The organism is Bradyrhizobium diazoefficiens (assembly GCF_016616235.1).
GTDB lineage: Bacteria > Pseudomonadota > Alphaproteobacteria > Rhizobiales > Xanthobacteraceae > Bradyrhizobium > Bradyrhizobium diazoefficiens_H.
Map to the genome: position 1 here is coordinate 680,303 of NZ_CP067100.1, position 12,701 is coordinate 693,003.

Sequence of the window (12,701 nt, forward strand, 5' to 3'; positions counted from 1 at the left end):
TAGGCCTCTGGCTGTCTTCTTCCATAACATCTGTTTCGCGAACTCGGCTATCGCTGTGGGCACCGGCTCGTCGGGAGCCTCAAGAGATAAACTTCATTGCTCTTGCTCGGCATCGGCCTGCTGCACCAGTCGAGCAAACGGCAGAAGTCGTTGTGCGGCATCCATCGCTGCGTCGATCAGCACTATTTGCTTTTCAAAGGGGGCGGTACAATCGACAGGTTCGGTCTTTGTCACCAGGTCCACCGTCCTCTCGTGTTGCTTGAGCCACATCGAACTCGGGAGATCTTTTAATTTGCCCGATGCGATGTGCTTCCAGGGACCCTCGTATACAAGAGATACAATGGATTTTGTGAAGCTGTGCACCAGCCTCATGTGGGGAGGAAAATCGACTGCTTTAAAATAATATGCCTTATCACCTCCCGGCTGGTGGGTGAGATCAAATTGCTTGTATCTACTCAAAACGTACGCTCGGTAAGCCTGCTTGAAGCTAGTAAGTGCAATTTCTTCTCGGCTTTTTGCGGCATTCTGTTGATGCAGGAGGGTCACACTGATCACGTATCCGTCGGGTCCGTTCCTGGGTGACTCTATCGCGCCGGCTGAGACAGCATGTCCAATACAGCCCTTGTCCATGCGGCGCTTGTCGCCGTTGAAGTCCACGAACACGGGCACATCTCTCGTCCCGAGATGCCACGCTATGTTTTCCAATTGCTTTAAGAAGTGCTGTTGGCGCGGACCCTTTGCGGCCGCCGTTGTCTTACCAAGGGAGCTCGCATCAAACACAGAGTCGGATGCGACGAACGTCTCCGTTCCCTCGCCGTATGGCTCATAGTCCAATGGGACTGGCTTCCAATAGGGCATTGCAAAATCCAGTCTTGTCGAGCGATATTTGCAGAACTTGTTACAAACTATAGAGCTCGACTGTTAGGTTGCATAGTAACTCTGGAAAATTGTTGATGAGTCAAGCTGACGATATTCGCCATTTCGTGCGTGAGAACTTCATTGAGCCAGCAAGAGCGCACGGAGAGAGCTCTATCTCGATTAGAGCGGGCGATGTGCACAAGGCGATGGCGCTTAGCAACGCACTGCCTGCCGTTTGCAGTGCGATCGGCAGTGACAAATTTATTGAAGAGGCTGCCGTTCTGCTGGTCGCGAGAGAAGGTCCCCAAAACAGTACCTCGACGACTTTCAAATTTGAACTCGCAAACAGTGAATCCCTCAGCGTTCCTCTGGCCGAACAAGAACTGCGCCGCCGCTACGGGACACCGGACGTCGATACAAAAAACTTGATATCGTTTGATTTGCCAGATGCGCGAGCAATCGCCCTTCAGCGGGGCAATGCGATGGTGCAACTCTGGCTTGAGGACAATGGGCCCGTCCCCGGAGCGGAGCAAAGATTGTATGAGCCCAATGAGGGCCGGCATTCAAACCTACCTAACCGCTTGGCGCATCAGCCGACCGCGTCCTTCAGGGAGCAGGGTTTCCCTCGACCTGTACGAAGCGTCCGTGTGACAAGTCGTACGCAGCTAACGTCAATACTGGATTGGTACGAGCAGCGAAGTTCGGGCGACCGCGCACCGGAAGGAGGCCCGGCGAGACTTAGTGACCGGAAGGTCGGTGTGGCGCGGCAGCTTCCAACGAATTTGATTCTCTATGGTCCCCCAGGAACAGGGAAAACATACTCCAGCGCGCGTGAAGCTGTGGCGTTGTGTGATGGGGAGCTACCGAAAATACCCGGCCGGACGGCGCTCATGGAACGTTTCAATGCTCTTAAAGAGGCGGGTCGAATCGCCTTCGTAACGTTTCATCAAAGCTACAGCTATGAAGAATTCGTGGAGGGGCTAAGGCCTGAAACTGCGGCGCAGGATCGCGAAGGCCAAAATGCCGTAGGCTTCAGGTTAAAACCAACCGATGGCATTTTCAAGCGCGTGGCCGCGGTCGCCCAGCAAGCAAGGAGGGCAGCGCCATCCGGTATAGACCTGCACACTCGAGAGTTTTTCAAGATGTCGCTCGGCTCGGTAGATGAGGACGAAGATGTCTATCGATCGTCGATTGATGAAGGCTACATCGCGCTCGGATGGGGAACCGAGTTTGATTGGAGCGATCCAATTTACCGGGAGTTTGATGCGATTCTGGAAAGGTGGCGCACTGAGGACACGAATGTAACTAGCCAGAGCTCTCGCGTGCGCCAGAGCCACTACATGAGGGCGGTAATTAAAGAAGGAGATATAGTCGTTGTCTCGTACGGGAATAGCCAGTTTAGAGCGATCGGTGAAGTAATCGGCCCCTATGAGTACGTCGCAAACGCAAGCCAATTCCGCCATAGACGAAAGGTTCAGTGGCTTCGAGTATTTGATCGCCCTCTGCCAGTCGAGACAATCCTACGAGGAAAATTCACGCAGCTTGCCCTTTACAAGCTGGATCGAGATCGGCTCAATCTTTCGGCGCTGAACACCCTCATTGGTGAGGGCAAGCCAAGCGCTTCAGATGAGGGGCCGCCGCTTCCCTATGTTTTGATTATCGATGAGATCAATAGAGCTAACATCTCAAAGGTATTCGGCGAACTTATTACGCTGATCGAGCCTGACAAGCGTCTCGGAACCGAGAACGCGCTGACGGTAACTCTGCCATATTCGGGAGAGGATTTCGGTGTGCCGGCCAATTTGCACATAGTTGGGACAATGAACACAGCCGATCGATCGATCGCGCTGCTCGATACCGCCCTGCGACGGCGGTTTCAGTTCAAAGAGCTAATGCCCAACCCTTCCGTCTTAGGTCGAGTTGGTTCGATTGACGTTTCATCGGTGCTGCGGCGAATAAACGAGAGGGTGGAATACCTCTTTGATCGGGAGCACCAGATTGGTCACGCATATTTCATAGGCTGTGACACGAAACATCAATTGGACGACGTCATGCGTAACAAGGTCATACCTTTGCTCGCTGAGTATTTCTATGACGATTGGGAAAAGGTCAGGCTAGTCCTCGGAGAGACGAGCGACGAAGGAAGATTCGTTGTTCGAACAAAGCTGCCGCCTCCGCCATTTCTTCCCGAAGAGAGTGCGCCAGAGCGGTTTCGGTATACGGTTCGTTCTAATTTCCTAGAGGGGGCCTATGAAGGTTTAACGGTGTGATTCATCGAACGGTTAAGGAGTGGGACTATCTGCAGATTGAGCCTGCTTCGAACGGGCCCAGGGCGTTCACCCGGTCCGTCGCCGATCGCGTAATGAGCGTTGCTCGTAGCGCGAACTTAGGAGGTGATGGCGGGGAACGAGTATTGCTGGAGGGGTCGTCGAAGCTCCGCGCACAGCAGGTTGTTGGTGTGTTGGTCGCAAAAGGTGTGACCGTAGAAATTCTGCCAAAAATCGAAGGGTTGAGCGAAGATCAAGCGATTCGGCGAAGCCTCGTGCATATGTTGGCTCTAGTTCTCGATCTAGATATCGCGGTCGGGGCAGCCGCGGCCTTTACCTGGCAGCATGAGAACTTGCTAGAAATCCTCATTCGCCTGTTCAGCGAAAAGCTATTCGCTATGCTGCGTCAGGGAATGCCGAGGGCGTACACTGGTCGCGAGGATGACTTGCCGGCTCTGCGTGGGAGCCTTAACGTCGTGCGCCAGTTTACAATATTGGCATCAACGCCACAAAGACTGGCGTGCCGCTTTGACGAGTTGAGTCCGAACATCGTCCTAAATCAAATCATGAAAGCGGCAGTCGCTCAGCTTCTAAAAATCTCAAGAAACGCCGAAAATCAGCGACGTTTGATGGAGCTGGCTTTCGTTTATGAAGAAGTAGCGCCCATTCCAGTCCGGTCGCTGCGTTGGGGCCAGGTCGTGCTCGATCGAACAAACGTCGGTTGGAAGGAACTTCTTAGCTTTGCAAAGCTGCTACTCCAAGGCCGCTATCAGTCCACGACTACGGGAACATCTGACGGGTTCTCCCTGCTGTTTGAGATGAACAAGCTCTTTGAGGAGTTCGTCGGGCGCAGCCTCAAGCGTGCGCTCCAGGGGACGGACCTTGCTGTACGGCTCCAAGGCCCCAGGGAATATGCTCTGATAGATCAACAAAGTGGGGCGTTGCGCTTTGCGACTCGGCCGGACGTTGTCGTTAGTCAGAACGGAAAGCCGCGGCTCGTTATCGATACGAAGTGGAAGCGAATTAAGGAGGCGACTGACGATCCAAAGCGGGGCGTGAGCCAGTGGGACGTTTATCAGATGATGGCCTATGCTCACGTGTACAACTGCGATCGATTGATGCTGCTTTATCCTCATCACCATGAGCTTGCCGATAGGGAAGGGCTAGTTGCAGTTCATCAGATCGCGACCAAATCGGACAGTCTTATCGGAATAGCGACTGTAGATCTTGTTAAGCCGGAATCCGTCGGGAAGCGTTTGAAGGAAATTCTTCTCGGTGACGAACGCGGCTTCGATTTTTCCTCGAAGCGCACCCAGAACAAACAACACATTGTTTCCGTTCAGGATTGAGGTCCGATTTTGCGCCTAGATAGAATTACTTGCCCTTGCTACAGAGTCACTCCAACTAATAGATTATGATGTCAGGCCGAATCCATTCCCTGCTGCATTGCAGAACAAACGTCGGAGAAGTGAATGCAAAGGAGTGGTGAGGGGATCGTCTTCAGCGCGAGCGACCTCGTCGGCCATCTAAATTGTCGTTACCTCACACACCTCGACATCAAGGTCGCCCACGGCGAACTGGCCAAGCCAAAACTCCGCGATGACCCGACCCTCAATGCCCTGGCGGAGCGCGGCAAGGCTCATGAGCAGGGTTTCGTCGATCACCTGGCCAAGGAGGGTGGGACCGTCACGGCTATCGACGGCGTCGGTGTCGATGATGTCTCGGTTGACCAAACGCAGCAAGCGATGGTGCGGGGCGATGCGGTAATCGTTCAGGCGGCGTTACGGAATGGGCATTGGAGCGGTCGCGCTGACGTGCTGCGGCGAGTCGAGACACCCAGCGGTTTGGGCGCCTGGTCCTACGAGGTCACCGACACCAAGTTGGCCCGCGAGACCAAGGGCAACACGGTTTTGCAGCTGAGCCTCTACTCGGATCTATTGGCGATCACACAGCAGAAGGTCCCGGAGACGGCCCATGTTGTGACGCCCGGGACAGAGTACCAGCCGGAGGCCTACCGCGTTGCTGATTTTGCGGCATTCTACCGGCGTATCAGGCGAAGCCTGGAGAGCTTTGCGGTTGCGCCTCCGCATGACAGCCTCTATCCGGATCCGATCGAGCACTGCGAGGTCTGTCGATGGCGCGAGCCCTGTGCTTCGAGGCGGCGCGCCGACGATCACCTGTCCCTTGTCGCCGGAATAGCCAAAACTCAGATCGAGGAGCTGGTCCGGCGAGGTGCGGGTACAATGGCCGCACTTGCGACCCTCCCTATCCCGCTGCAGTGGCGACCTGATCGGGGTACTGCGCCAAGCTACGAGAAGGTGCGTGAACAAGCGAGGCTCCAGGTCGAGGGGCGCAGGGCGGGCCAGGTGCTTTACGAGGCGCTGCCGCTGGTCGCGGATTTCGGTCTATTCAGGCTGCCTGAGCCATCAGCCGGCGACATCTTTTTCGATTTCGAGGGCGATCCATTCGTGGACGGCGGCGGGCTCGAGTTCTTGTTCGGCTACCTCTATGCCAATGACGACGGCACAGACGCCTATGTCGGCGACTGGGTGACCACACGGCAGCACGAACGGGCGGCGTTCGAGCGATTCATCGACTTCGTTACGGAGAGGCTGAGCAAGCATCCCGGCTTGCACATCTATCACTTCGCTCCCTATGAGCCGGCGGCGTTGAAGCGATTGATGGGACGATACGCCACGCGAGAGGACGAGGTCGACAATCTGCTTCGGGCCGGCGTATTCGTGGACTTGTACGCCATTGTTCGGCAGAGTATTCGCGCCAGCGTCGAAAGCTACTCGATCAAGAAGCTAGAGCCGCTCTACCGATTTGACCGCGTCGTTGCGTTGATCGATGTGGGCCGCGCCATGGCACGCGTGCAGGCCAGCCTCGAATTGGACGATGCTGATGCGATTGATGTCGGTGATCAGGCAGCCATCGTCGGATACAACCGGGATGACTGCGCCTCGACCCGCGCTTTGAGGGACTGGCTCGAGGGGGTACGGAGCGGGCTAATCGCTCAGGGGAAGACGATCGATCGCCCGCAGCCCAAGCCTGCCGAAATTAGCGCGGATCTCAGCGATTGGAAGCGCCGGGTCGCCGGGCTTGTCGCGCGGCTGACCGGCGACGTTCCTGACGACGTCGCCGAACGAAGCCCAGAGCAGCAGGCGCGCGGGCTGCTGGCTCACCTGATCGACTTCTTCGGCCGAGAGAACAAGGCGGTCTGGTGGGAGTATTTTCGGTTGAGCGATTTGTCGGCCGAGGATCTCTTGTATGAGCGCGCGGGGTTGGGAGAGCTAACCTTTCTCAGTCACGTTGGTGGAACAGCGAAGGCGCCCATTCACCGCTATAGGTTCGCGGTTCAGGAGACGGATGTTCGCGCTGATGATGATCTGAGAAACGCAGGCGGCGCCAAGCTTGGCAGTGTTGTAGCGATTTCCGATGATGACAGAACCATCGACATCAAGAAGCGCCAGGACACGGCCAGTTTCCACCCCGAGGCCGTGTTCGCGCATAAATTCATCGACAATCAGGTTCTCGCTGAATCGGTGTTCCGGATTGGTGAGTATGTCGCGGACCACGGGATCATTGGGCCTGGTGCATATCGTGCTGCTCGCGACTTGCTGCTCAAAGTCGCTCCACGACTGTTCGAGCAGGTGTTCGAGCAAGCCGGCGAGTCGCCGCTAGCGACCGCAATACGTGCTGCGCTCTCGCTTGATCAGAGCGTTTTGCCGGTGCAGGGGCCGCCTGGGGCTGGCAAGACCCACGCCGGTTCACGCATGATTTGCGCGCTTGTGCGGGATCAGCGGACAGTTGGTGTTACGGCCAATAGCCATAAGGTCATTCGCCACTTGCTTGACAAATCTCGGGAAGCGGCCGCTGAGCAACGAATTCCAATTCAATGCATTCAAAAGGTCAAGGATGATCCGGCCTCTCTGCCGGGACTGCAGCAGACGACGAAGAACCCGGACTTCATCAACGCGCTTGGCAATGGCTGCCGGGTTGGCGGTGCCACCAGCTGGTTTTGGGCGCGGCCAGATGCGGCAGGGAGTGTAGATGTTCTGTTCGTTGACGAAGCGGCGCAAATGTCATTGGCAAACGTGTTGGCCGTTTCGCAGGCGGCTGAGAGCATCGTTCTTCTGGGCGACCCAAGGCAGCTTGAGCAGCCGATACAGGGAAGCCATCCCGATGGCGTTGCAACGTCCGCGCTTGATCATGTCTTGGGTGAACATGCAACGATCGGGGCTGGCCACGGCCTTTTCCTCGAGGAGACATGGCGCTTACACCCCGATATTTGCGCCTTTACATCGGAGCTCTTCTATGAAAGCCGACTTCGCTCGCGTGCTGGATTGGAGCAGCAGGAGATCAGGTCATCAAGCCGTGTGAACGGGGTGGGGCTGCGCTACCTCGCTGTCCAGCATGTCGGCAACCAGAATTCGTCTCGCGAGGAGGCGGACGAGATCAAGAAACTCGTTGATGAAATTCTCGCCGGCAACACAAGCTGGGTCGACGGTTCAAGCGAGGAATCGACAATCCGGCTGGAGGACATCCTGATCATCGCTCCCTATAACGCCCAGGTTTTCGAACTTCAGGAACGATTGCCGGGTGCGCGCATTGGTACCGTCGACAAGTTTCAGGGACAGGAGGCGCCGATCGTGATCTATTCGATGACGACTTCGTCTCATGCCGACGCCCCACGCGGAATGGAGTTTCTCTACAGCGCGAACCGGCTGAACGTGGCGACTTCGCGGGCTAAGTGCATCTGTGTTTTGGTCGCCTGTCCGCGGCTGTTCGAGGTTGAGTGCCGAACGCCCCGCCAGATGCAATTGGCAAACGCGTTCTGCCGCTATCTCGAGTTGGCTCGTCCGCTTTAGTTGCGAGCTCCAAAGCTTTGCGGGCAGGTTAGTCAGCGGGGCCGGATCGGCCAAAGGCCGACTTCTTCCATAACAACGGATGTGCGAACGCAGCCACTCAGCTCCGGCCGCACCCAGTCATCGCCCCTTCGGCCGGCGCCCTCCCGAGGCGAAGTCAGTCGGTTTCCGCGTTGCCTTATGGCACGGTCTATTTGGCGGACCACCGGACCCGTCGCGGCAGGACGAGCGCGGGCTATGACCTTCGTGGTTGCGCCAGGTATCCGTCTTTAACTGCGAAGACGGCAGCGTCGAGGACGCAGGGAGGAGTCTTGCACCTCTTACAACTGGTCTGAAGTCACAGTGACTGGTATCAACAAGCCCCGCGGAGGCTGGCCTGACGGAGAAACCAAAATTGTTGAGCCAGTCCCGCAACCCGAATATCGATCGGATTTTGAACGGGGCAGCGTGGCGTACGCTTTTGGCTACTTTCCGGGTGCCGTTTATCGTCCAGCCCACGCAACAAGATCAACCGTCTAGCCAAACAATCCCAAAGTGTGCCACTATTTGATTTGTCGGGAATAGCCGCCAGAATACAATTATATTCGCTAAGTGATTGCATCTAAACAGATATTTCAATTGCATCGGACGCAGGCCAGACGGTGAGCAGGCTCCACAAAATATCGAACAGGCGAACGCAACCTTCACTTGGTGGCGTGATATTTGTCCATGGTCTTGGCGGGGATGCATTCGCGACATGGCAAAAGGGCAAAGACGCTAACCTTTTCTGGCCGCAATGGCTCGCCGACGACTTTCCGCAGCTTGACATCTACTCGTTATCTTATGAGGCCGCGCCGCTAGCTTGGCTGGGCACTACGATGCCCATCTTCGATCGAGCCAAGCAAACGCTTACTTGGCTTGAGCCCCTTGCAGAGAAGCCGCTCGTTTTCATTTGTCACAGCCTCGGCGGACTTCTGGTTAAGCAAATGATTCGCCTAGCCAGTACAGGCGGCATCGACAACTGGCGCGCTATTGCCAATCAAACAAGGGGCGTCGTCTTTTTGGGAACGCCTCACACGGGCGCGGACATCGCTGGAACGCTGAGTCGACTCGGAACGATCCTCGGCACTTCAGTTTCGATCACAGAACTGGCTAAAAACAGTCCAAGCCTTCGAGATATCAATGAATGGTATCGAAACGCCGCCCGGCAACTGAAGATCAAGACGCTTCCATTCTACGAGAAACAACCAACGCACGGAATTCTGGTTGTCGACGAAACTGCAGCTGATCCCACCATTGAGGCAGTTGCTGCAATACCCCTGGACGGCACGCATCTCACAATGTGCAAGCCTGAATCCCGCGAAGACCTTCTGTATGTAACCGTAGAACGTTTTATCTCGACCTGTTTTTCAGCCGAACTGAGTCAACAAGTACAGCCTCCCAAGGAACAAGCGAATAGCGCGACCTTGGAGACGGCATCTCTCATCTCGTGCAATAGAAGCGAGAGTGAGACATGGCTGTTGGGAATCAAGAATTACCCCGCCGTAAAGCCGCACCAGATACCCTATGAAACGATCAAAGCGTTTGCTCGCGCGTACTCGACGCTGCCCGCTGCCAGAAATTTCATCAATGGTGTAAATGCCCTACGAATTAAGCTGAATCCGGAAAACAACACGGAGCAGCAAATACTCATAGAACCCCATGACCTCGGTATGTCGCCTGGGAATTTTATCGATTTCTGGACTGAGGTACTGACGCTTGCCGGAAACAAATCAAGGAGAACCCTTGCTGCATTTACGGTAGCACCAAATGCTCCGGATCCGGCCTTGTACGGGCCTGAAGCAGTCAATGCGTTCAGTGAACTGAGGAGAACTCTCGAATCCCTGGAGTAACTTTGATGGTTGCAAATCGATTTATTCGCCAAATCTTCTTTGCCACTACTCTAGTTTTCTCTGCATGCTTTAGTGCCGCTTTCGCAGAGGTAAAACCTAGCTTTGTGGACGCTCCGATATTCAGCGGACTGCTTGAGCAAGCGCTCGTCCAGGGCGTCCAGTCAACCAGCCAGGTACTCAACCGGCTTGGGCCAGACGTTCAAAAAGCTTTGCGTGACGCGCAAGAGAAAACCGACTTCCAATACTACAATTTTTCGGCGCGATCCCAAATCGAAATGCTCTACCAACGGGCCGAAAGCGGGGGATCTGGACAGGGCGAATTGCTCCTCGCGCGCTTAAAAGATACCCTGTCGTCTACCTCAGCCGCCCTCGCTGAAGATCCAAGGCTCAAATTTCTTGACGCCGTCCCTCGGCGGTCGGGGCCGATCATTTTCGCAGATATCGCCACCATAGATTCTACCACCATCGGAAAGGAGCTTTCGCCAGCTATCGAGGATGCTTTGACCATCCTTAGCGAGCACACAAGTTCGCGAGGCTTGGGACACGTACGGGGCGTTCTCCTTCGAAACCTGAACCTGAAGAGCTCAAGTGACGGCAAAGATGCTGTTCGCAAGTTCGATGATCTAGTGCGCCGCGCGACGAGCAGAAAAGGTGTAATAGCAGCAGCCTTTATTGCGCACACCCCACCTCCCAAGCTTCAAATAGCCGTTCAGCGAGTTATCGAGGACTTCGCCCGGTCCAGTGGTGCTTTCGCTGTCGACCCGGCCGTAGCCAAGGTGATGGTCAGCCTCTCGAGCGAACTCAGCGAGCTCGAACAGAGGCTCGTTCAAGGTGACGCAGCTTTCCAACAAACTCACGATGCAAAACAAGGTTCAGCAAAGTCCTCGGCCGACCCCATGTCTTCCGACGCAAAGGTGACCCTTGCACTGTCTAGAGCAGCAGAGTCCACTGCTGATACCCCGCTAGCTAGCGGCGGAGGGCTTCCTTTTCCGCAGCCGCGACCAAACGGAGGTAGTGGGCTGGCACAAAAACATCAGCAGTACGTTGAGCAGAGTTTCCAGCGAAGAAGCAACGTAGGAAATGCGCCACCACTTCCTGCATGGGCACCGCGCTCGCCGCCGGTACCACGAACTTATCGAGTTGCAATCATGTCACCGAGAGCGGCGAGAGGTATCGCTGTTGGCGCCGAGATGAGAAGCGAGGTAGCTCGGCGGCCACTCAAGGCTTATTGGATCGCCGACAAAACAAACGAACGCTTTGGACGCTTAGTGATTTCCTTCGCTCCTTGCAAAGAAAATTGGTTCAAGTTCGTTTGGGAAATGCTGGGTCAATGCAAGGGCGACCCTATAGTCGCAGCATCAAAACGATTACATGTCGACAGCTTCATGGCGGCAAACCAGCTACTTTGGGGGGCGTTCAACCCGGAAGCACAGTTCGTTGAGGGTGACATTACAGTGCTAATGAGTATGAATCCTTGGGTGTTGCCGGAAGGATTGGAAGCTCTCGCCAACAAGGAGCAGGGCTCGATCCGGAGGTACGAAAGCTTGATCGCATCGTACAATGCTACAGTCGCATCCGCAAAAAAATCGCTTTCCCAGAAATTCAACCAGGGGCTCGATTTCGGTACTCAGTTTGATTCCCTCAATCCGGCAGCAGACATCAAGAAGCTTGAAGCGAAGCTCAATCAGCTTCGCCAAGAAATTGATCTCGCCAAAAGTGCTGTAGAGGCAGTCCAGGAAGCCGAAAAACAATACCAGGCGACCCACGGAGAACAGCCACGTTCGATCGTATTCCATCCGGCCGTTCACGGACGCGAGCTCGCTTGGTCGGCAGCCCGCATCGATTTTTGGTTCAACGATACTAAGCGGCTCTTCGATGAAGCCAACGCCGTCGCACTCGACGAGCATACAGCAAACAACATGCGTAGCGCGCTGGATGCCGCTAAAGAAGGAGCCGGTACGTGGCAGTTCTTTGAACAAGACGGAGTAATTGATCTCGACCAAAACGGCTCAACGTCAACTTTGGCAGTTCACACGTCTTCTAGTAGAAATGCTGATGAAGACGGGCGATTTGCCGTTTCTCTATTTCGAGTTAGCGAGGCGGCTGGAGCCGACGAAGATCGGGCAGAACATCTGCCAAAAGGTGAGGCGGAGATCAGAATGCCACTAGCTTGGCTCCAGCGAATGCACCCAGACTTTTGGCGCTTGAGTGACTTTTCAACGTCGATGATGCTTCTCAGATACCTCAAGTCAGAGCAGATTCAGCTTTTGTCGTTTTCACCTGACGATTTCGATCAACAGCGGCCTACGCCTGAATGGATTTATGGCGACAAAGTCCAGCCTGTAGTAAAGCCCTAATTCCCCTCGCTTCTTAAGAAAGCTCTCATGTCGGTTTCTGACACTTCAGAAGCGTATTCGACGTTGTTGGCGGATCTCGCTTCACAGCTCGCTTTCCAGAAGCGTTGGCGCATTCTCTCTATGAGTGCCTACGTTCTCACAACGGTCGGAACACTCATTTGCTCGGCTGGCGCAACCTACTTCGCGGCGAGTGGCGCATCTAAAGTCGCGGCGATACTCGCCGGCATCGCCACCGTTTTGGTGGGGACGGAGAAGAGCCTCCTCTTCAGGGAAAAATGGAAATTTCACTTACTTATGTACACCAAGCTGAATGTCTTTCGAACAAAGCTTCTCCTGGGGCGCATCGCTCAGGACCAAGCATCAGATGAGTATGGGACACTTATGATGATGTACGCCTCAGAATTGCCGATGGCTGCTAGAGAGCAAGCTTAGCGGGCCTACGCCCAGGGACATTACCGCAATCGGTGCGTGGGACGACAT

The 12,701-nt window shown here is 55.2% G+C and carries 7 protein-coding genes; 6 read left to right on the forward strand and 1 reads right to left on the reverse strand.

Annotated features, from left to right (window positions below):
* Positions 1–93 precede the first annotated feature (93 nt).
* Positions 94–858, reverse strand: coding sequence for a hypothetical protein (locus tag JJB99_RS03185; protein ID WP_200497361.1), 765 nt, complete (start codon positions 856–858; stop codon positions 94–96).
* Between the two features lie 95 nt (positions 859–953).
* Here JJB99_RS03185 and JJB99_RS36050 point away from each other — a divergent pair, with 95 nt between their 5' ends.
* The 6 genes from JJB99_RS36050 (at position 954) to JJB99_RS03215 (ending at position 12,653) form a co-directional block, all read left to right on the forward strand.
* The gene (locus tag JJB99_RS36050; RefSeq protein WP_246775131.1) at positions 954–3,128 is read left to right on the forward strand and encodes an AAA family ATPase; all 2,175 of its coding nucleotides are present in this window, start codon (positions 954–956) and stop codon (positions 3,126–3,128) included.
* 92 nt (positions 3,129–3,220) lie between these two features.
* Positions 3,221–4,474 carry an McrC family protein gene (locus JJB99_RS03195; protein WP_246775132.1) on the forward strand — a complete coding sequence of 418 codons (1,254 nt, stop codon included), beginning with the start codon at positions 3,221–3,223 and terminating at the stop codon, positions 4,472–4,474.
* Positions 4,475–4,597: 123 nt separating this feature from the next.
* Positions 4,598–7,996: a TM0106 family RecB-like putative nuclease gene (locus tag JJB99_RS03200; RefSeq protein WP_200497363.1), complete on the forward strand. Its 3,399-nt coding sequence runs from the start codon at positions 4,598–4,600 to the stop codon at positions 7,994–7,996.
* 638 nt (positions 7,997–8,634) lie between these two features.
* A complete protein-coding gene (locus JJB99_RS03205; RefSeq protein ID WP_200497364.1) occupies positions 8,635–9,864 on the forward strand; it encodes an esterase/lipase family protein in 1,230 nt (409 codons plus the stop codon).
* A gap of 5 nt (positions 9,865–9,869) precedes the next feature.
* Positions 9,870–12,221, forward strand: coding sequence for a hypothetical protein (locus tag JJB99_RS03210; protein WP_200497365.1), 2,352 nt, complete (start codon positions 9,870–9,872; stop codon positions 12,219–12,221).
* A gap of 27 nt (positions 12,222–12,248) precedes the next feature.
* The gene (locus JJB99_RS03215) at positions 12,249–12,653 is read left to right on the forward strand and encodes a hypothetical protein (protein WP_200497366.1); all 405 of its coding nucleotides are present in this window, start codon (positions 12,249–12,251) and stop codon (positions 12,651–12,653) included.
* Positions 12,654–12,701 lie beyond the last annotated feature (48 nt).